The organism is Exiguobacterium sp. s127, assembly GCF_018618695.1.
Taxonomy (GTDB): domain Bacteria; phylum Bacillota; class Bacilli; order Exiguobacteriales; family Exiguobacteriaceae; genus Exiguobacterium_A; species Exiguobacterium_A oxidotolerans.
Genome location: NZ_JACSMO010000013.1, coordinates 24,096 through 44,377, shown reverse-complemented (window position 1 = coordinate 44,377; position 20,282 = coordinate 24,096). Strand labels below are relative to the sequence as shown.

Annotated in this window: 24 protein-coding genes and 1 pseudogene; 11 read left to right on the top strand and 14 right to left on the bottom strand. The window is 48.4% G+C overall.

Features of this window, described 5'->3' with window-relative positions; genetic code table 11:
* Nucleotide 1 precedes the first annotated feature (1 nt).
* The 6 genes from KNP98_RS14170 to arsC form a co-directional block, all read right to left on the bottom strand.
* Complete coding sequence (locus tag KNP98_RS14170; RefSeq protein ID WP_214812108.1) at nt 2–1,306, bottom strand: arsenic transporter; 1,305 nt, start codon at nt 1,304–1,306, stop codon at nt 2–4.
* A 31-nt stretch (nt 1,307–1,337) separates the two neighbouring features.
* Nucleotides 1,338–1,616: a hypothetical protein gene (locus KNP98_RS14165; RefSeq protein WP_214808066.1), complete on the bottom strand. Its 279-nt coding sequence runs from the start codon at nt 1,614–1,616 to the stop codon at nt 1,338–1,340.
* 5 nt (nt 1,617–1,621) lie between these two features.
* Nucleotides 1,622–3,379, bottom strand: a complete 1,758-nt coding sequence (gene arsA / locus KNP98_RS14160) for an arsenical pump-driving ATPase (RefSeq protein ID WP_214812106.1) — start codon at nt 3,377–3,379, stop codon at nt 1,622–1,624.
* A gap of 13 nt (nt 3,380–3,392) precedes the next feature.
* Nucleotides 3,393–3,752 carry an arsenite efflux transporter metallochaperone ArsD gene (arsD, locus tag KNP98_RS14155; protein ID WP_214808060.1) on the bottom strand — a complete coding sequence of 120 codons (360 nt, stop codon included), beginning with the start codon at nt 3,750–3,752 and terminating at the stop codon, nt 3,393–3,395.
* Between the two features lie 104 nt (nt 3,753–3,856).
* Nucleotides 3,857–4,171, bottom strand: a complete 315-nt coding sequence (locus tag KNP98_RS14150; protein ID WP_214808057.1) for an ArsR/SmtB family transcription factor — start codon at nt 4,169–4,171, stop codon at nt 3,857–3,859.
* Between the two features lie 20 nt (nt 4,172–4,191).
* Nucleotides 4,192–4,614 carry an arsenate reductase (thioredoxin) gene (arsC, locus tag KNP98_RS14145; protein ID WP_214812103.1) on the bottom strand — a complete coding sequence of 141 codons (423 nt, stop codon included), beginning with the start codon at nt 4,612–4,614 and terminating at the stop codon, nt 4,192–4,194.
* Between the two features lie 556 nt (nt 4,615–5,170).
* On the opposite strand from arsC, the gene KNP98_RS14140 reads away from it, so the two are divergent.
* Together KNP98_RS14140 and KNP98_RS14135 are read left to right on the top strand one after the other, a co-directional pair.
* Entirely contained in the window at nt 5,171–5,617 is a 447-nt protein-coding gene (locus tag KNP98_RS14140) for a MarR family winged helix-turn-helix transcriptional regulator (protein WP_214812100.1), read from the top strand.
* Between the two features lie 34 nt (nt 5,618–5,651).
* The gene (locus KNP98_RS14135) at nt 5,652–6,914 is read left to right on the top strand and encodes an NAD(P)-binding domain-containing protein (protein WP_214812097.1); all 1,263 of its coding nucleotides are present in this window, start codon (nt 5,652–5,654) and stop codon (nt 6,912–6,914) included.
* Between the two features lie 496 nt (nt 6,915–7,410).
* Here the strand turns inward: KNP98_RS14135 and KNP98_RS14130 are convergent, their stop codons facing one another.
* Entirely contained in the window at nt 7,411–7,974 is a 564-nt protein-coding gene (locus KNP98_RS14130; RefSeq protein WP_214812093.1) for a GNAT family N-acetyltransferase, read from the bottom strand.
* 191 nt (nt 7,975–8,165) lie between these two features.
* On the opposite strand from KNP98_RS14130, the gene KNP98_RS14125 reads away from it, so the two are divergent.
* Nucleotides 8,166–8,345: a hypothetical protein gene (locus KNP98_RS14125; protein ID WP_214812090.1), complete on the top strand. Its 180-nt coding sequence runs from the start codon at nt 8,166–8,168 to the stop codon at nt 8,343–8,345.
* 33 nt (nt 8,346–8,378) lie between these two features.
* The gene (locus tag KNP98_RS14120) at nt 8,379–8,963 is read left to right on the top strand and encodes a VanZ family protein (protein WP_214812087.1); all 585 of its coding nucleotides are present in this window, start codon (nt 8,379–8,381) and stop codon (nt 8,961–8,963) included.
* A gap of 87 nt (nt 8,964–9,050) precedes the next feature.
* Here KNP98_RS14120 and KNP98_RS14115 read toward each other — a convergent pair whose 3' ends face one another.
* A complete protein-coding gene (locus tag KNP98_RS14115; RefSeq protein ID WP_214812084.1) occupies nt 9,051–10,757 on the bottom strand; it encodes a methyl-accepting chemotaxis protein in 1,707 nt (568 codons plus the stop codon).
* A gap of 165 nt (nt 10,758–10,922) precedes the next feature.
* On the opposite strand from KNP98_RS14115, the gene KNP98_RS14110 reads away from it, so the two are divergent.
* On the top strand, nt 10,923–11,975 hold the full coding sequence (locus KNP98_RS14110; RefSeq protein ID WP_214765891.1) for a C45 family autoproteolytic acyltransferase/hydrolase: 1,053 nt from the start codon (nt 10,923–10,925) through the stop codon (nt 11,973–11,975).
* A 59-nt stretch (nt 11,976–12,034) separates the two neighbouring features.
* On the opposite strand, the gene KNP98_RS14105 is transcribed toward KNP98_RS14110, so the two are convergent.
* On the bottom strand, nt 12,035–12,514 hold the full coding sequence (locus tag KNP98_RS14105; RefSeq protein WP_214812082.1) for a GNAT family N-acetyltransferase: 480 nt from the start codon (nt 12,512–12,514) through the stop codon (nt 12,035–12,037).
* The gene (locus tag KNP98_RS14100; protein WP_214812079.1) at nt 12,511–13,098 is read right to left on the bottom strand and encodes a GNAT family N-acetyltransferase; all 588 of its coding nucleotides are present in this window, start codon (nt 13,096–13,098) and stop codon (nt 12,511–12,513) included. The genes KNP98_RS14105 and KNP98_RS14100 overlap by 4 nt, the downstream gene beginning before the upstream one ends.
* 101 nt (nt 13,099–13,199) lie before the next feature.
* Here KNP98_RS14100 and KNP98_RS14095 point away from each other — a divergent pair, with 101 nt between their 5' ends.
* From KNP98_RS14095 to KNP98_RS14085, 3 genes and pseudogenes are all read left to right on the top strand, one after another.
* Nucleotides 13,200–13,982: a phospholipase D-like domain-containing protein gene (locus tag KNP98_RS14095; RefSeq protein ID WP_251133031.1), complete on the top strand. Its 783-nt coding sequence runs from the start codon at nt 13,200–13,202 to the stop codon at nt 13,980–13,982.
* 240 nt (nt 13,983–14,222) lie between these two features.
* Nucleotides 14,223–14,765, top strand: coding sequence for an HAD-IIIA family hydrolase (locus tag KNP98_RS14090; protein WP_214812076.1), 543 nt, complete (start codon nt 14,223–14,225; stop codon nt 14,763–14,765).
* Nucleotides 14,766–14,819: 54 nt separating this feature from the next.
* Nucleotides 14,820–15,224 (top strand): annotated as a pseudogene (locus KNP98_RS14085) (NUDIX hydrolase).
* Between the two features lie 139 nt (nt 15,225–15,363).
* On the opposite strand, the gene KNP98_RS14080 reads toward KNP98_RS14085, so the two are convergent.
* Nucleotides 15,364–15,825 carry an NUDIX domain-containing protein gene (locus KNP98_RS14080; protein WP_214812073.1) on the bottom strand — a complete coding sequence of 154 codons (462 nt, stop codon included), beginning with the start codon at nt 15,823–15,825 and terminating at the stop codon, nt 15,364–15,366.
* A gap of 105 nt (nt 15,826–15,930) precedes the next feature.
* Here KNP98_RS14080 and KNP98_RS14075 point away from each other — a divergent pair, with 105 nt between their 5' ends.
* The 3 genes from KNP98_RS14075 to KNP98_RS14065 all read left to right on the top strand — a co-directional run bounded on the left by KNP98_RS14075 (nt 15,931) and on the right by KNP98_RS14065 (nt 17,837).
* A complete protein-coding gene (locus KNP98_RS14075; RefSeq protein WP_214812070.1) occupies nt 15,931–16,440 on the top strand; it encodes a MepB family protein in 510 nt (169 codons plus the stop codon).
* 132 nt (nt 16,441–16,572) lie between these two features.
* Complete coding sequence (locus KNP98_RS14070; protein ID WP_251135200.1) at nt 16,573–17,334, top strand: arylamine N-acetyltransferase family protein; 762 nt, start codon at nt 16,573–16,575, stop codon at nt 17,332–17,334.
* Between the two features lie 2 nt (nt 17,335–17,336).
* A complete protein-coding gene (locus KNP98_RS14065; RefSeq protein WP_483298139.1) occupies nt 17,337–17,837 on the top strand; it encodes an NUDIX hydrolase in 501 nt (166 codons plus the stop codon).
* 60 nt (nt 17,838–17,897) lie between these two features.
* On the opposite strand, the gene KNP98_RS14060 is transcribed toward KNP98_RS14065, so the two are convergent.
* The 3 genes from KNP98_RS14060 to KNP98_RS14050 are packed head-to-tail and all read right to left on the bottom strand — an operon-like array spanning nt 17,898 to nt 20,244.
* Nucleotides 17,898–18,608 (bottom strand): DUF554 domain-containing protein, encoded by a 711-nt coding sequence (locus KNP98_RS14060; RefSeq protein ID WP_088836990.1) that lies wholly within the window; start codon nt 18,606–18,608, stop codon nt 17,898–17,900.
* Nucleotides 18,609–18,661: 53 nt separating this feature from the next.
* Nucleotides 18,662–19,576, bottom strand: a complete 915-nt coding sequence (locus tag KNP98_RS14055) for a DMT family transporter (RefSeq protein WP_214812067.1) — start codon at nt 19,574–19,576, stop codon at nt 18,662–18,664.
* Between the two features lie 2 nt (nt 19,577–19,578).
* The gene (locus tag KNP98_RS14050; RefSeq protein ID WP_214812064.1) at nt 19,579–20,244 is read right to left on the bottom strand and encodes a GntR family transcriptional regulator; all 666 of its coding nucleotides are present in this window, start codon (nt 20,242–20,244) and stop codon (nt 19,579–19,581) included.
* Nucleotides 20,245–20,282: the final 38 nt, after the last annotated feature.

The following is a 20,282-nucleotide window of genomic DNA, read 5'->3' as shown; positions in this document are numbered from 1 at the left end:
CTTAGTAAAGTAACAAGCTGATGTAAAGACCGAGTAAGGTGATCGCAAGCGTCGGAACCGTTAAAATCGTTCCAATCTTAACGTATTGTCCCCACCCGATTTTAACACCTTTCGTCCGTAAGACGTGTAACCAAAGCAACGTCGCAAGACTCCCGATCGGCGTGATTTTCGGACCTAAGTCGGAGCCGATGACGTTGGCATAAATCAAGGCCTCCCGGATCGATCCTGTTGCCTGACTGAGATCGATCGCGAGTGCATCAATCATCACGGTCGGCATGTTGTTCATGATCGATGACAAAATGGCAGCGAGGAAGCCCATCCCGAACGTCGCGGCGGCGAGATTTGTCGCAAATCCATCGATGATGTCCGCTAAAAGTTGCGTCAGACCGGCATTTTGCAGACCGTAAACGACGATGTACATCCCGAGCGAGAAGAAGACGATTGCCCATGGTGCACCGGCAATGACTCGTTTCGTCGGGACACTTGGTGAACGGCGGGCCATCAGTAAAAAGAACAAGGCGATGACGCCGGCAACGAGACTGACGGGAATCCCGATGAGATCACTCGTGAAGTAACCGACGACAAGCAGCACGAGGACCACCCATGATAATTTGAACATTCGCTGATCTTTGATTGCCGCGCGTGGTGCGACGAGTTGTGTCACGTCATAAGTCTTCGGAATACTCTTACGGAAGTAAAGATAAAGTACGAGTAAACTCCCGGAAACTGCAAAGACGTTGACGAACACCATCCGTGCCGCATAGTCTGTAAAGCCGATGTCAAAGAAGTCGGCCGAGACGATGTTGACGAGGTTCGAAACGACGAACGGCAGACTTGCCGTATCGGCGATGAAGCCGGACGCGAAGACATACGCGAGGACGAAATAATCCGGTAACTTTAAGTGCCGGACCATCGCGAGGACGATTGGTGTCAAAATCAACGCGGCGCCGTCATTTGCGAACAAGGCAGCGACCCCTGCCCCAAGTAGCGTCATGTAGATGAACAATTTCAATCCGCCGCCTTTGGCGATTCGTGCCATATGTAAGGCGGCCCATTCAAAGAAGCCGATCTCGTCTAAAATCAATGAGATGATGATCAGAGCGATGAAGGTAAACGTCGCGTTCCAGATGATGCCCCAGACAGTCGCGACATCGTCCAGATTGACGACCCCGGTCAGTAAAGCAATCAATGCCATCCCCATGGCGGAGTAGCCGATGCCGAGACCCTTTGGTTGTTTGATGATTAAAAATAACGTGACCAGGAAAATCCCGATCGCAAGTAGATGTGTGCCGGTCAATGCGTTCACTTCATTTCTGTATTAAATTTCGATTTACTGTTTAACAGTTGGATGCACCGAGGAGGACGATTTGCGGACCTTGGTCCGTCTCTTCCAGTGCGAGCGTGATGTCATGACTGACATCCGCTAAATTTCCGTCGATCGCCAGCGCCAATCCATCAAAGTCTTTGACTTGATCACCGGTTTCGCCGGCCCCGAATCCGAGTCCGAAACTTGGTCCGCAACAGCCTTGTCCGGCTTGATAGAGACGGATGCCGGGTGCTTGTTCGTGTTCCACTTGTTCTTTCAGGTACATGACTGCTTCAGGTGTGATTTGCATAAAATTCATCCTTTCGAAAGTGCGAGTAGGTGATGATATCCGGAAACCGGTTCGGTCTGCCAGGCGACGACGGTCATCTGCCGGCTCAATCGGTCGACTTCTTCCAACCAAGGACGTTCTGCTTCCGCTTTGTGACCAAGAATTGGATCACGTGTCGCTGTCGCGGCAAACGATTGATTGACAATCCAAGCCATCGGCTCAATCCCGGCACGACGTAAATCTTCCTGCAAGCGTCCGGCTTCAAAGACCGGTGTTGCTTCCGCGAGTGTCGTGATGATGACATGCGTCCGGCTTGCGTCACGCAGTTGCGGTAATAGCGTCTTGACTGCCTCCGGTACATCTCCGGTCGCTCGTTCCATCTCCTGATGATAACTTTCCGTCGCGTCAAGCAACAGTAACGTATGTCCCGTCGGTGCTGTATCGATGACGACGTATCGGTCGTTTGCCCGGGCAACGGTATCGGCAAAGGCGCGGAAAACGGCGATTTCTTCCGTACACGGCGATTTTAAATCTTCTGCAAGTAAAGCATGGGCTTCCTCCGTCAGTTCACCCGCCGCCGCATAGACTTGCGCCGTATAACGGTCAATTTCAACCTTCGGATCAATCCGGCTAATTTCAAGATGCGGGTTTTCGTTCGTCTCAATCGTCAGTTCAAGGTGCGCTGCCGGGTCCGTCGTCGTCAAAACGACATCGTGTCCCCGTTCTGTCAAAGCAATCGCAATCATCGACGCCATCGTCGTCTTGCCGACCCCGCCTTTCCCCATCGTCATGACGACACCCGGTCCTGCTGCATCCAATTGATCAACCAGATGTGACAGAGGCGGAACGTTTAGTTGCTCGCGTTCCATCAACATTTCCGGATGTTCCGTTTCTGTCAACCAATCGCGGAGTTGCGCGACGCCGATTAAACTCGTTGAGGCGTAGGGCAAACTGAACAACGGGACTTCTCGTAAAAAAACTTCAGGTAAGGTCGAAAGCGCAGCCTGCTGACGGTGCCAGAAAGCTTGATAATACGTATCCTGACTCGTTGTCTCAGGCAACATGCCGTTGACGATCAAACGGGCATTTTGAATCCCGAGTGCGTGCAGTTCCTGATAAGCGTGGGCTGCTTCCGTCAATGTCGAAGATTCCGCCCGGGCGACCAAAATTAAAGTCGTCTCCGCTGGATTCGCCAACAGCTCCGTCGCTTGTTCGTACTGTGACTTTTTCTCCGTCAATCCTGCTAACGGACCGAGACAAGACGTGCCGGTCGTGTTCTCATCGAGATAGACGTTCCAGGCATTCGGCAGACTGAGTAAGCGTAACGTGTGGCCTGTCGGTGCCGTATCAAAAATGATGTGATCGTAGGTCTGTTTTGCGTCCGGCGCTGCCAATAATCCAGTAAATTGATCAAAGGCGGCAATTTCGACGGTACAGGCACCGGACAATTGTTCTTCCATTGACCGGACGGCCGCATCCGGCAAAATGCCTCGATACGGTCCGACGACCGCTTCCTTGTAGTCCGCCGCTGCTTGTTCCGGATCAAAGTTTGCGACGAACAGGCGCTCGACACCGGGAACCGCAGTCGGTTCTTCTGTCAGGTCTATCTTAAAGATGTCTTGCAAATTACTGGCCGGATCCGTCGAGACAAGCAAAACACGCTTTCCGTTGTCTGCCAGTTTGATCGCGAGGAGTGATGCCGTCGACGTCTTACCGACACCGCCTTTTCCGGTCAAAAATAAGTAACGGGTTAATTTTAGTCCATTCAAGGTTAACGGTTCCATCTTCGTCACGTCCTTACTTTAGAGTCAGGCGAATTTTCGGTTTTTGACCATCAACGACCGCGAAACTTTTTTCTTCTACACCGGTCAGCTCCGCAAGTTCCGCATTTGACAAGTAACCGCGACGCCGGACAATCGACCCATTGACAAGCGTGATCGGCAGAGTGTCGACACCGTCCGTGATCGCTTGCTTAATCAATTGATTTTCGACGAATGCATCCGGCTCGTTCACCAAATTAAAGCGCTCGATCGGGTAACCATGCTGTTTCAAAACATGAACGACCGTCGCCATCCGGGTCAGCTCCGGATCAATCGAAGGTCCACATAAACCGGTCGGACAACACATCGCCGGATCGTAAATCTCAATTTTCTTCATCTTCATTCAGCTCCTTTTTATATAACCAACTTGTTATATATAACATAACCTTATCGTTATATGAAATGCAAGGGAAACTGCCCCCTCATTGCCAACAAATCCTCTCAGCAGCTTTTTTCCGGGATTGTCGGCTGTTCCATCGCGTCCAAGATCGTTAATAGCAAGTCATGATGCGGATGGTCCGGATTGATTCGGAAATGGATCCATTGCCGTTCACGCCGCTCCAAGATAATTTGCGACTGGCGTAATAATTTCAAGTGACGGCTGACGGCGGGTTGTGAGATATCAAACATCTCGACAAAATCACAAACACAATGTTCCCGGACGTATAATCGTCGTAAGATTTCAAGACGTGTGCCATCGCTGAGCAGTTTTAAGAACTGACTCATTTCGTCAACATGGTTCGTTGTCTCAATCATATCTGTTCCTCCTTTCGCTTTTAGTTACTTGCCTCTTTATTAGCGAATCGTTGAATCCGTTCTCCGATTTTATCACGTACACGTTGGAAGACAGACCATTGCTCAGCTTCCGTTCCTGTTGCACGTGCAGGATCATCAAATCCCCAATGTTCTTGACGGACATGTCGAGGAATGACAGGACAGTTATCACGCGCATCCCCACACAAGGTGACAACGATCGTCGCCCGCTTCAAAAGATCCGGATCAATCAAATCAGATGTTTGCTTGGAAATATCAATCCCCTGCTCCTGCATCGCCCGGACAGCTTTTGGGTTTAAGCCATGTTGTTCAATTCCGGCTGAATAGACGTCCCAGCCCGGCAAATAGTGTTTCCCAAATCCTTCTGCGATTTGGCTTCGGCACGAATTTCCTGTACAAAGAAAATAAATCAATGGTCTTGTCATGATTAGCCCCCTTTGTTATCTATATAACGATTGTATTATATAACGTATATGTTATTCAATAGAATTAACCAATATTTCGGCTTCCATGCGCCAATATTAATGCATCCCGCTATCCGCCGCTGTGCGTCGTAATTTTTAGCGTCTTCCGTCCATCGTGAATTCCGTTCGTTGTTGCACGGTCCATTGACTATGTCTATAGGAAAGACATAGACTGCAGCTCCCTCCACCCTCTCGAAGAATCTTTCAAAAACGAATTTCATTTTAATCCGGCCCGCGACGACCGTCTTTTCCTCAATCACGAACACGTCTGCTTTTTTCATCTTCCGCCCCTACTTTCATTTATCAATATCCGTTTCAAAAGTAGCATTCCCTTTTTCCGCTCCTTGCAGATATATGTTGCAAAGTTGTCGTCGATCATCTGTCTTCATTTTTCAAATAATCATTATAGGATTTTCTTCATGTGTTACTATTTATTAGTTTGAAAAAATACTTGCAAATTGCAAGTTAATTTATTATAACTAAGGTAATCAATCATAAGACAAAGGAGAAGTTGTTCATGCAAGAACCCCGTGAAGTTTTTCAGACGTTTACACGTCGTTTTGGACTGTTGAATAAAACCTGTTGTTCCGTTCTAGATCAGGAGGTCTCGCTCGTCCAAAGTCATATCCTCTTTGAAATCTCAAAGCGGCCCGGATCGGCAATGCAGGAAATTGCCGACTTATTAGGTATGGATATCACAACATTTAGTCGACAAATCCAGACGCTGATCAAACGAGAGCTTGTTTTAAAATCCCCCTCTTCCGAGGACCGCCGGATTCAGTTAATTCATTTAACTCCACTTGGTCAACAGGTGACTGACGGAATCGATACTGAAGTGAACGCTCATCTTGAAGATATCTTTAAACAGATGACGCCGTTTGAGAAAACAGCGGTCTTACAATCTATCACCTTGTTGAACGAAGCCATGCTCAACAGCGATTTCTGCTGTAAAACGTCATCTTAAAGTTTGCAAAATACAAATAAAAGGAGTGTTTTAAATGTCAAATCAATCTTTTACTCACCCTATTTTCATTATTGGTGCAGGTCCAATCGGACTCGTTGCCGCCGCACATCTTTCTCAAAAAGGTCTTCCCTTTTCTATTATGGAGGCAGGTGCTCATATTGGTACGCACATTAAGAAATGGTCGCATGTGAAAATGTTTTCAAATTGGGAATACAACATCGATCCTGTAGCTGCTGCACAATTACACGAAAACGGGTGGAATCGCCCAGCAGCTGATGTTTTTCCGACTGGCCATGATTTACTGGAGTACTATTTGCGTCCACTCGCAACGTTGCCGACCATTGCGTCAAATTTGTATCTGCAGCATCAGGTTGTCTCGATTTCGCGTCAAGGCATCGATAAAATGACGACAGCAGATCGGGAGCAGTCGCCATTTGAAATCATCGTTCAAACACCGATGGGCCGCCGCCGTTTTTTAGCCGCTGCTATTTTGGATGCGACAGGTGTATGGGGACAACCCAATTCCATGTACAGTGCGGGACATCCGCACGATTCGCTCATCGAACGCGTCATGCATACGATTCCGAACTTCCGACAAGAAACTGATCGATATGCCAATCAACGTCTTGCGATTATCGGGAGCGGACATTCCGCTCTGACGGCATTAATGGGTGCGGTGGCATTAAAAAAAGACTATCCTGAGACGGACATCCACTGGATTATCCGTAAAACAGACGTAGTCAAAGCGTTTGGTGGAGAAGAGAATGATCAATTGGCCGAACGTGGTCAACTTGGATCAATGGCACGTACGCTTGTCGAGTCCGGTCTCGTCACTGTTCATACCAGCTTTAAAGTCGCGGAAACCGCGCCGACAAATGAGGGCATTTCATTGATTAGTGCTGATAATCGACAGCTGACTGTACAGGAGGTGATCGTCTTAACCGGTAGCCGTCCGGATTTTTCATTCCTTCGCGAAATTCGTATGGACGTGGACTCTATTACCGAAAGCCCACGACTGCTTGCTCCATTAATTGATCCAAACCTGCATAGTTGTGGAACCGTACGTCCACACGGAGAAGCCGAGTTAAGACAGCCGGAGAAGAACTTTTATATCATTGGATCAAAGAGTTATGGACGCGCGCCTACCTTCCTTTTAATGACGGGTTACGAACAAGTCCGGTCGATCATTGCACATTTAACAGGAGATGTACTAAATGCAAAAAACATTCAATTGAAATTGCCAGAAACAGGTGTCTGTAAAGTTTCTTTACCAGACATATCGCCATCTTGCTGTTGACACCAAAAACACACAATACAGTTACCGACTTCTATCTGGACAACTGTCAATTCTTTTAAAACAAAGGAGGGGAAGTGGTTTTCATGACCACTTCCCCCTTTATTCTTTTCAGATGTTACAGCACGTGATGCGGAAGACTTCAATGTCTGTTTTTTTTATGAAATACGTAGACAAGGAAGACGTATCCGAAAAATGCGAACAAGTAAAATAAGATGAACATCATAATCTCTTCCCGTACCGGCCAAATCGTTTTGTCATACATTAATTGTCCTGTCTGCGTGATAAGAACAGGTTGCGTTGCAAGAGTCAAAAAAATCAGTATAAGCAGACATACACCGAGTGTGTAGAGCATGACTTCATTACTGCTCTTTCGATTGCGAAACATGTTTAAGCACCTCTATTCACGAATCATTCTACTAACATTAACATGATATTTTCTTGACGATTAGTGAGGGGAGTGTCAGAAGGTTAGATGCACTACATTTAGATAGATGGACTATAATCTATCCTCACGGTATGAAGACTCGTGATCAGGACGCAGCAAGGAGAACAGTCGCCCGTTATGCGATGTCCCGCCTTGAAACAAATACCCACGCAAGATACCCTCCTCTTCAAATCCGAGCCCCTTTAACAATTGAATTGAAGCGTCATTTTCTAAGAATGTTACAGCACCTATTCGGTACAAACCAAGTGTCTTAAAAGCATAGGTAAGAACAGCTTGAACGGCTTCTGAAGAATAGCCGCGCCGCCAGTGTGCAAAGTCAAGTTCAAATCCGATCTCTGCTTTTTTTCCGTAAAGATTCAAGTGATTCAAACCGAGCGTCCCGATGAACGTCCCGCTGTCGCGGATGACAATCCCCCAACGGATGCCTTGATGACCGTCAAACGTTTGTTTAAATGATTTAATGATGTTCAATGCATCACTTTTTTCTTGTAGTGGATCCATCCCGTAAAAGCGCGTCACTGCCTCGTCCGATAAGATTTCAAATAATGCTTCCGCATGGTCGTCTGTTACTTCGACGAGCTGTAATCGCTCCGTTTGTAAAACGGGAAAAGTCATGTTCATTCCTCCGATTTTCATTTACTGTCCTTAAACGCATATTACGGCACTCTCACTCAAAATCCCTGCTTTTTCCACAAAAACAATGTTAATTCCTAATAATGAAAGACGAATGGGTTTTTGTTGTGTTATCCTATTTTTGGTCTTTTATTCCCAATTCACAGATTCAATAGTCTAGGAGGTAGATGTGTTTGAATACAAAACTAGCGTTCATCTTATGCCTCATGCTTGTAGCTGGATTTCGCGTCATCCATCTGTTTGATTTGCCTTATTTGATGCAGCAATTCTATGGTGTGTTTTATCTTATCGCGACAGGAATCATCGCATTCATATTATGGAAACAAAAAAAGACGAAACGCGTCCAATCTTAAGGGCGACGATTTATCTATGTAAAGGAGCATCATATGCCATCCATCTCATTCCCCGTTTTCACCCTGCTCGGACTACTCGGATTATTGATGTATGCTGGATTTGATTTCAGAAGACAGGCATTTAATCACTTAGGCAAACGAAGTATCATGTACAGCTTTCTCGTGTACGCGATTGTCGTCGTCCACTTGACAATCGGTTTCGTTTATTTACCTCCGCAAGCGGGATCAATCGAAATTCAGTTGCGCCCTTTCCACTTTATCAACGATTGGATGATTGCAGGGCAGCAAGGCCATTGGTTCTTTTGGAATTCAGTAAAGTTGACTGCTTATAACTTCCTTTTGTTCCTGCCGCTCGGCGTCTATCTTGTTGTCCTTTTCAAAACTCGTTTCACAACAGGATTGCTGCTCCTTTTCCTTGTGAGTTTTGTGATTGAAACGTTGCAATTTGTCTTCAGTTATGCTGGTCTGCTGTTCCGCCGTACCTTCAACGTCGATGATTTATTGCTGAATACACTCGGTGGACTGCTTGGTATGTTCGTCGCTTACATGGCTGTCCGATTCATTCTGACGAAGCCAAACCAGATCCCGAAGCAAACGGATAAAACTAAAATTTCGTAACCAATAAAAACGACGGATGCCTTTCGCTGTAACAGCGTCGCATCCGTCGTTTTTGTATGATCTTATCTTTCACGATCCGAAATCGATTCAAACCTGAAACCGGTCCGCTAGCCCTTTTAAATTCTCTGCCATCGTCGCAAGCGACTGCGAGGCCGATGAGATTTCCTGCATCGATGCCATCTGCTCTTCCGTCGACGCTGAAATATTCTCCGTTCCGGCAGCAGCACTTTCCGTGACGCCCTGGATTTCCCGCATGACGGCCGCGATCTGTTCGCTGCCCGCTGCCATTTCCTGAACAGCACCGGATACTTCTTCGACTTGATCGGTCACGTCGACGATCGAGCACTCGATTTCCTTGAACGAATCACTCGCTGCTGCGACGACGTGAATCCCGCTCGTCATCTCACCCGAAACTTTTTCCATCGAGACGACGGAATGTTCCGTCTCCCGCTGAATGACTTGAATCAATCCTTCGATTTGCTTCGCCGCAACCGCCGATTGTTCGGCGAGCGCCTTGACTTCTGCTGCGACGACGGCGAATCCGCGCCCTTGCTCCCCGGCACGTGCCGCTTCAATCGCTGCATTTAAGGCAAGTAAGTTCGTTTGCGCGGCGATGCCCGTGATCGACGCCGTAATCTGCCCGATTTCTTTTGAGCGACCACCGAGTCCGACGATGACGTGTCCAAGTTCCGTGACGTCCGTATTGATTTGTTCCATTTGTCGGCCGAGTTTGTCGACGACTTGACTGCCTTGCTCGACTTTCCCCATCGCGTCGCCGGTCACGTCAGACATCTGTTGCGCATTCCGCGCGACTTGGCGGATGCCGGACGTCAATTCCTCGACCGTTCGTGACGCGCCCGAGACTTGACCCAGTTGTTGTGTCGATCCGCTCGCGATTTCTTCCATTGTCACGGCGACGAGTTCCGTTGCTTTCGTCGTCGCTTCCGCGTTCGCACTCAGTTCGTCCGATGCTTTCGCGACGTGGTTCGACGTTCCCGTCATCTCGACGATGACATGATGCAACTGTTCCGTCATCGTATTGAACGATGCTGTCAATTGACCAAGTTCATCTTTTGAATTGTAATCACCACGTACCGTCAAATCACCATCACCCGACTGTTCCATCCAGCCTTGGAGTGAACGGATCGGTCGCGTGATTAAGCGAATGATGTAGAGCGCTAAAATCGCAAACAAAAGCAACGATCCGATGAAAATTGCCGCCATTAAGTAAAAGGCTGTCTGTTTCTCTGCCTGATTTTGTTCATTGATCGACTTCGCTTGATTCGTCATCGATTTCATCAAGCTTGCTGCCGTATCAGCGACTTGATCACGAACTTGTTCGAGACCTGTCGCGTATGTTTCGTAAGCCTCTTCTTTACTCCCTTCAATCGCTAAACTTTGAATCGTACTGAGTCCATTGTCGTAGGCGATGACAAGATCATTCAATTCCACGAGTTGTTTTCTTTCACGGGCACCAATGTTCGCCGTCCGCTCAAATTTAGTAATCGATGTCCGGATTTGTGCTTGGCGTTGATCGATTTGTCCCTCCAGTTCTTCGAGACGTGCCGGATCTTTCGTCAACATCATCTCGGCGAGGAACGAATCGAGCGCCCGGGTATCAATCCGAATCTGTCCGACTTCTTGAACCGGGATTAAGTTTTCTTCGTACATCGCTTCAGATGCATTGGCCATCTGATTTAAAAAGTAGATACTTGCACTCGTAATCAGGACCATCGCGACGATTGCCGTCGCAATCAACATTTGAATTTTTCTTCGTACCGTCAAATTTTTCATCCATCTTCCCCCTCCCTTTTCTATATCGGTAAAATGAAGCGATGTTTGACTCTTTTTACGGAATTTTTCCAATCCATGATGTGTTACCGCCAATGCGTCGGCTACGACTTTTGTTAAGTCGTTCGGTATAATCGACAGTACGAGAAGCAGAAAGGATGAGTCGTCATGCAACAGGTCGCTAATGAAATCACCCAGTTTCGCGGCACCCACTACGAGTTCGGCCGTGAACAAGGACGGTACGTCAAACAAAATGAATTACTCCATAACCGGGAAGACAACTGGAAGATTCGGGTTCCACGCTTTCAGGTCGACCCGGGCGAAACAAAAGAAATGTTCTTACGGTATGTCCCGCACATGTGGGATGAAATCCTCGGACTCCAAGATGAACTTGAACTGTCGCTTGCGGACACATTGCTTCACTTTGGTCATTACCGCGTCGAAGGTCCGAAAAGCGGCTGTTCGATCATGACGGGCGATAATTTTTTAGTCCGCAATTATGATTATCATCCGATGACCTACGACGGACGGTTTTCCGTTTTCCAACCGACGGACGGCGGTTCTGCCATCATCGGTCCCGCGTCACGCGTGACCGGTCGGATGGACGGCATGAACGAACACGGACTGGCGATGGGCTACAACTTCATCAACCGGCGACGCCCCGGAGACGGATTCGTCAGTTTCATGATTGGCCGGATCATCCTTGAGACATGTACATCGGTCGAAGACGCGATTTCGCTCGTTAAGGAATTGCCGCACCGCGGTTCTTTCACCTACGTCGTCCACGATAAGTCGGCGCGCTCGTTCGTCATCGAAGCGACGGCACGCGACATCGAAGTCCGGGAGACGAATCTCTGTACGAACCATTTTGATTTACTGCAACACGAAAACCGGTTCCATCTCGATGACTCGAAACGACGGATGATGGAAATGAAGTCGCACCAGCACTTGATTCAAGATGCGGAGTCTGCCTTCCGTCTGCTCAACGATACCGATAAAGGGGTCTTTTCCGAGCTCTACTCCCACTGGGCCGGAACGATTCATACCTCGGCATACTTTCCGGAGGACTTGAAGGTCTGGTTCGCGCTCGGTGGTGACCAAGAGCCGGTCGAGTTCGATTTCCGCGACTGGTTGGCCGGGAACGACTTTGCTCTGAAACGCATCGAAGGAGAACTTGAGACCGACATCCAGTTCGCGAACACGTTACAGACGTGGCGCTGAACGAATTCAACTAACAAAAAGCACGAAAGCAGCTGGTACAGTTGCTTTCGTGCTTTCATTTAATCCAACCGTTTTTCCATATGGAGATCCGTCGGCGCGTACCCCGACGATTCATACAGCTTGATCGCCCGCGTATTGTGGGCAAAGACATGAAGCCCGATGATCTTGATGTTCATCCGCCGTGCGACCTGTTCAAGTGCCACCATCGCCTGTCGCCCGTAGCCTTTTCCTTGGTGATGTGCATCAACCGAAAAATCATAGATGAATGCCGTCCGTCCCTGCTTTTTCTCCACGACATGAAACCACATCATCCCGACCGCCTCAGTCGTCGCCTCATCAATGAGTGAAAAAAGATAATTGTCTTTTGACGCGCGTCCGTCCGGTAAGAGTTGACGAAACTCTTCCGTCGACCGGTCGATGGCTTCCGCTTCCACCCACGTTCCGGCTTTCACCTTTTCCGCGGCGTACTCTTCAATTGCCGTCGGTAAATACGTCTGATACATCGTTTCCGTCATCGGTTCAAAGCGGATATTTATCATCGGCTGTGCCCTACTTCCGTTTGTTCGACCTGTGTCATTTTCGATTGCCAGTCCTGTGCAAGCATCGCGTAGACGATGATATCATGGAATTCTCCGTAAAGCCGTTCTGCCGACCGTAATGTTCCTTCTTTGACGAACCCGAGCCGCTCGGGAATCCGTTGACTCCGTGTATTGCCGGCCGCACATTCAATGACGACTCGGTTCAAGCCGAGTGTCGTGAAGCAGTATGCCGTAATGAAGCGAACGACTTCCGTCATCAGGTTTTTTCCGCGCCCGGCTCCCGTTACGTAATAGCCGATTGATGTCTGGCGTAACGTTTGATTGATTTCGTGCAGGGCGACCGTTCCGACTAGAGCGCCGTCATAATAAATCCCGCAGGCGAAACCGTCTCCGTCCGCATACTGCTTCAGCCAGGCCGGAATCACTTCGTCGCGATAGCTGTCCGGTCCCGTCGCTCCATCGACCCAGCCGAGCCACTCCCGTAAGTGGTCCCGGTTGGCGTCGACTAAGGCGAACAGGGCGTCGGCATCTTGCCGTTCAATCAATTTTAATCCGAGTCGTTCTGTGATCTGATGGGTAAACATGTCGTTTCACTCCTTATGTATGTCTAAAGCTATACTTTAGACATTAAACGTTAAAATACCTGCTTGAGAATCTGTTGCTGTGATGAGTGGGACAGATTTTTGTGAATGACCTGTTTTGGTTTCGTCGTCAGCGCGTTCTCTATGATGCGATCGGCTCCTGGAAACTCAAAGCGAAGGACTTCGCTGCTTTCAACCAAGACGGCGCTGAAGTCCGGTCGTTTTTCGCTTCGCCGTTCGGCATCTTCAACCTGCGGATCAACAACCGCAATCACCGGAAACTTTGTACGATTGACCGGCAAATCGGCTACATCGGCGGTTTTAACGTCGGATCGGAGTACCTTGGGGAAGACGAACAGTTCGGCTACTGGCGTGACACACATCTGCGGGTCCTCGGCCCCGTCGTCGAAGCACTCGAGTTTCATTTTGAACAGGACTGGGATGCCGCGAGCCGTGAGCGAACCGATTGGTCAACGGCACCGATTCCACCGCTAGCGGATTCGACAGACCGTGTCCCGGCTCAAATCGTGACGTCCGGTCCAACGTCAGAGACGGAATACTTGAAAAACATGCTGATCCAAATAATTCATACGGCGGAAAAATCAATCTATATTCAGTCACCCTACTTTATTCCGGACGCCAGTTTCATGGATGCCTGCCGGATTGCCTTAGCGTCCGGCGTTACCCTGAAGATCATGATTCCGAACCAGCCGGATCACCCGTTCGTCTACTGGGCGACGTATGCGGCGGTCGGCGAAGAACTGGAACTGCTCTTTTTATCAGACGTCGCCGATAGTAGTTTGTTAACGCGGGAAAAATACGCTGCCCGTCCGCAGATGATCCGCTTTAAGGAAAGTATCTCGCGCCTGTTATCGCCAATCTTATAACATTAAAAAAAGTAACAACCAGCATGTAATGGAATAACTAAACAGATGGACGGCAAATCATAAATTAACTCATTTTTGGCTAAACATACTCATTTTGAATGATTTTGAGTATGTTTAGCGTATTTGACTATGTTTAATGAGTTCATTTTTCTTCTAAACGGATTCATTTGTTATAAAAATGAGCATGTTTAATGGCATGGGGTAGCGTACCTACTAAATTCATGACAGGAGATATAAACGATGAAAAACATAGAAGCTGTCTTTTTGGATCGTGATGGTACCGGCGGGGGTACCACCATGCACTACCCTGGAGAATTTAAACTGTTTCCGTATACCGCTTTGGCAATCAATCGATTAAAAAAAGACCGGATTCCATTGTTTTCATTCACAAATCAGCCCGGTATTTCTAAAGGGTTTGCAACAATCGAAGACTTTCAACAGGAATTGACTGGATTCGGTTTTGATGATGTTTACATATGTCCACACAATCCTCAAGAAGGTTGTACGTGCCGGAAGCCTGGTATCGGCATGTTATCGAAGGCGCAAAAAGCTCATAATTTAACTCTAGAAAATTGTGTCGTCATCGGGGATCGTTGGACCGACATGCTGGCGGCTTCAACAGCAGGTTGTATTAAAATTTTAGTACGAACAGGTGCGGGGGAAATGTCGTTACGCGACCATCGTGACGAATCAAATAACATCCGTATTGACTACATTGCAAGTGACTTAAAAGATGCCATCAGCTGGTTGTACAGCCAGTATTCGTTGACTGGCAGAGCATAAAACAAGATATAGTGACGGTTACAAGTCTTATATTTAAATAAAGGTGGAGATTAGATGATGCCAAAACATTCACTCTCAGCAGGTGCCGTCGTCCTTGATGATCACGGAAAAATCCTGCTTATTAAAGGACCAGAGCGAGGCTGAGAATTTCCAGGTGGGGTCATTGAACTAGGAGAAACCATCGAGGACGGAATCATCCGTGAAGTGAAAGAAGAATCCGGAATCGATATTGAGGTGACTCGCTTTTGTGGCATCTATCAAAACATAAGCCAACATGTTTGCGCGACCTGTTGGCTGGCAAAAGCAGTCGGTGGGACACTACAAACGAGCAGCGAAAGTCTGGAAGTCGGCTTTTTCAGTTTAAAAGAAGTTCTAGACATGGTGACCTGGTCAAATTTAAGTGAACGAATCCTTAAAATTTTAAACGAAGAGGAACAACCCTTTTATGTTGCTTTTTGACTCCTTCACTTCATAGTTCCGAGAAGACAGCACGTAGACAACGAAATGCTCCGAATTAGAGCATCCATCGACCCAAATCTTTTGGCCAGATGGGTGTCCTTTGTTTACGGAACCAGCATTTGCTTTTAATTCGATGATTTTAATAATCGACGGCTTCCCTGACCGCCCATCTCTGATGCGCATGAAATAACTTATCCGTATCTTGAAGACTGAGCCACGTCGGAAGATGATCCATTTCGACTGCCGCTTGTGTCAACTCGAGTAACGTCACTTTGTAAAATAACGCATCGTTGAGGATGGCTTGTCCGTTTCGTGCTATCAAATACTGTTTGGCCCGTCCTATCGGTGCTTCGATACGAATCGTATAACCCGTCTCTTCTAACAGTTCTCTGTGAAGTGCTTGCTCCGGTGTTTCACCGACTTCCCTCCCACCTCCGGGAAGGAAGAAATGTTGTGAATTAGTCCGAACGCTTAGGTATTTTTGTTGTTCCTTATCAACGACAACAGCATAGACGCTCGCCTTGTTTTGATAATGCATCCCTTCCTGCTTCAGTCCGAAAATCGGAATCTCTTTTTCAATATTCGTTTTAGACTGTCTCATTGATGATCTCCTTTATACGTGTAATGTTATTTCAAATAGAATTCGTGATATACAGCTTTATACTAACTATAGACCATTTAAATCCGTTGAGAGGTGAACTGAAACGTGCATGATTTTTTCGAAGTACTGAATTATGTAAATAAAATCATTTATGAACCCAATCGTTTACCATTAGAGAGGGTTCAAGAAGAACCACAAAATGCGAACTATGGTGCTGGGACTTTTAAAATATTTTCCAAAACCGTTCGTTTTCGGATAGGACATGTAACGCCTACAAAACTAGGGCAGTTTGTGGTCTTTTGGGAAAAAGACGACAACAATAAGAATCAGCCCTATCGATATGACGAAGCCCCTGATTTATTAGTCATCACGACTTTTAAAAATGAGACAGCATTCGGACAATTCATCTTTCCGAAAGAAGTACTTCTTCAACAAAATGTTCTTTCATCTAATGCAACAAAAGGAAAGATGGCGATGCGTGTTTATCCAAGTTGGGATACACCAACAAGTAAACAAGCCATCGCAACTCAAAAATGGCAGGCACCATACTTTATCGATATGTGCAATGCTAGTGATTCGTTAAATGAGGAACTAGTTGAACGTTATTCGCTTTAATTTCCCGAAAACCCTTTTTTCATCGATTCATTTCATTTTAAAAAATCAATTGATTCGGTACTATCCAGACTGTTTAATTAAATTTCAGACATTTTGTGCCATACTAAGGAGATTGAAAAAGGAGGAATTCAATTGTCATCTCTCATGAAAACAATCGCATCCCGGATACAGTTTCCACTTGACCGGCCGATTACGTTTGACGATTTACCATCTCTATTAGAAGCATTCGCCTACCACCTGCCGTTTGATAATCAGGCCGTCCTCTCAAAACGGACGTTACCTTTTAACGAAGCACGCCTTGAGCAGACGTTTGTCACCAATCAAGCAGGCGGTGTCTGTTACGATTTAAATCATCTGCTCTATGAAATTTTGCGGATCAAAGGATTTGATGTCGCGCTCGTCAAAGCGACCGTCTATGACAATGAACACGAAGTCTGGTCGGCGACTGGTCCGACCCATGTCGCGATTCTCCTCCAGCATGCAGGCGCGACGTACCTCGTCGACAGTGGGTTCGGAATCAATCTCGCCTTACGCCCTGTTCCATTGACAGGTGAGACCGTCCTTTCACCAAGCGGCAGCTTCCGGATTGCCCCGAACGGTGCCGGGTACCAGCTTGAAATGCAACGGATAGGACTCGACGACACGTTCATCATCGGCTACCATTTTTATACCCAACAGACGCTTTTGCCGGAGCAGCTCGCAGCAATCGAACAAATCATCCAGCAGCATGCCGCCTCCCCGTTCAATAAACGGAGCTTACTTGCCGTCCGGACTGAAACCGGCCACCGGATTTTGACGGAACAAGCCTTGACCGTTTGGAGCGACGGACAGAAAACGATCCAACCCGTCCCGTCAGACGACCAGTATGCGAGTTGGAAAAAGGAGTTGTTCTGATCGTGCAGGACGTCCTCTACCCGTATACGCTTTGCCTGGTCCGCCAAGGCGAACAGTTCCTCTTGCTCAACCGGCAAAAGCAGCCGGCGATGGGAATGTGGAACGGTGTCGGCGGTAAAATCGAACCCGGTGAAACTCCGTCTGCCGCTGTCGTCCGGGAGACGTTCGAAGAGACAGGGATTACGCTGTCACAAGTCCAGTTCGCCGGTACCGCCGTCCTACGCGCCGAACAGGCAGTCGGCATCTACCTCTATCTCGCCGACTTACCGGAAGGCCAAACACTTCCGACACCGCGCGCGACGCGCGAAGGGATTCTCGACTGGAAATCACTTGACTGGATTCTTGATCCGGACAATATCGGGATTATCAGTAACTTAAAACACTATTTACCGAACATCTTAAGCGGTCCACCGCACCAACACACGTTCACCTATAAGCAGCATCAGTTACTCGATTATTCGACGACCGTCTTACCTGCGGACGCGCTGCACCTCACATACTAAAAAAACTGCGTCCTTCATCCCGGAGACAATCGTTGTCAACGGAATGAAGGACGCAGTTTTTTAATTGAACCCGAACAGTTGAAGCCCCGTCACGATCACGGCCACCATCACGATACCGGGCAGGAGATTTGCGACACGAATTTTTGTGATGCCGGCAAGATTCAACCCGATGGCCAAAATCATCACCCCGCCGGTCGCCGTCATCTCGACGATGAACTGTTGCAGGATCGCATCGGGAATGAACTGTGTAATCGCGACGGCACCGAGCGCAATCGCCCCTTGATACAGAAGTACGGGAATGGCGGAGAAGATGACGCCGATGCCGAGCGTCGAACTGAGGACGAGCGCCGTAAAGCCGTCAATCAATCCTTTCGTATACAATACGTCGTGATCCTGACGCAATCCGCCGTCAAGCGCCCCGAGCACGCCCATCGCGCCGATGACGAAAATCAGCGTCGCCGTGACGAATCCTTCAGCGATGTTTGACGGACGTCCCCGGCCGATTCTCAGTTCAAGCCATTCGCCGAGCCGGTTGAGCTTTTCATCGATCCGCAACCATTCGCCAAGCGCCCCACCGATGACGAGACTGCCGATGACGATTAAAAAGTTCTCACTTTTCAATCCCATCTGGACACCGAGCACGACGACGGCGAGACCGATTGCCTGGACGACCGTTTCTTTCGTCCGCTCGGGAATTCTGTGAAACAGGAGACCGAGTAACGTCCCGACGATGATCAGTCCTGTGTTGACAAGTGTTCCTGTAAGTACCATCCTTGTTCCCTCGTTTGCTAAGTTATTTTTAAATTAAGGTAGTTGAAATAAAGTCAATCCGAGATGACGGTCGGACTGGCTTGCCGAAAACTGTGGAGTGTCATCCCAAGCATGACGAGGATGATTCCGAGTAGTCCGAGACCTGACGGAAATGCCGCATGTAAAAAGACGGCTTCTCCGAGGACGGTGAACAAAATTTCGAACGATTGTGTCGCCTCGATTGTCGCGAGCCGGACGGGATCACGATGGACGAGCGATGTCGCGTAAAAGAACAAGGACGTCGCGACGACGCCGGAAAAGATTGCGACGAGTGCCGACTGTGATACTTGTGCCATCGAAGGGACGCCACTCGAACGGTATGCGAATGCCGTCAAGATGAACCAAAACGGAAGACTCGCGAGCGTCATCCCGAGAATCCGGTCGAACACGTCGAGTTGGTCGCCGTAACGCATGAGCATCTTCCGGTTCCCGAGCGGATAGGCGACCGCTGCAATCAGGACCGGGACGACACCGTACAGCATCGATGACAGGCTGACGTTTTCCGCGACGGCAAGTTGCATGACGATGACGCCGGCGACGATGACAAGGGAAAACCGTAACGCCGTCCAGGGAATCTTCTGGTGAAACAACGGCGCAAGCAAAGGACCAGCAAGGATTGTCAGTTGCCACGTCCCGGCGATCAACCAACCGGGCGCATGATCGGCAGCAAAACAAATCCCGCTGTAAAAAATGCCGAAGCCGATCGTCCCGTAGATGAGCCAAAATTTCGGGTCTTCGCGGAGCGCCCGGAAGACGTGTCCGACCCGCCGGCGAAAAGCGACGATTATAAACAACAACGGCAGCATAAAATAAAACCGGAGTGCCGCACTGTAAATCCAGTGCCCCCCACTTCCTTGCATCGATTGGTTCAGGATGAAGGTGACGGCAAAAAACAATGCCGCCAAGGTACCGAGTACGAGCGGACGCATTTTCACTCCTCCTTCAGTGCTGCGATGATATGGCGACCGAGCCCATTCCAGTTCTGCCTCGTCAACCGGACGAGTAAATCGACATCCCGCTGTTCGCACGCTTGAATGATCGCATCGTGGTCATCTGCCGACGAACTGCCGATCCGGCTGAACTGGGCGAACTCCAGCCGGCGGACGAGCGGCGTCAAGCGACTCAACGTTTCAGTCAGTTGCTGATTCTGACTTGCCTGTAAGAAGACATGATGAAACGCATCATCACATTGCATCGCCTCGAGGGCATCCTCCTGACCGATCGCCGTCCGAAATTCGGTATTCAGCTTGCGTAACGTCACTAACGTCTCCGGCGTAATGTGCGGAAACGCCAGTTGACTCGCGAGTCCATGGAGCGTCGCGACGATCGGAAACGTCTCGCGTGCCTGCACCACATCCAGTGCCGTCACGTTCGTCCGTGAACCGGGTTTAAAGACGACGAGTCCCTCCTCTTCCAGTTTTTTCAGTGCTTCCCGGACAGGCGTCCGGCTGACACCGAACTGTTCTGCCAGTTCCAGGTCATTCAATTTTTCACCCGGCGCCAGTTCCAAGGTGATGATTTGTTGTTGCAAGTGTTGATACACTTCCTGACTCAAGGAAGTCCGTTTGATTTTAAGAGTCTTTTTTGAGTTATCCATAAAACTAATATATTGCATATCAATGCTGATTACACTTG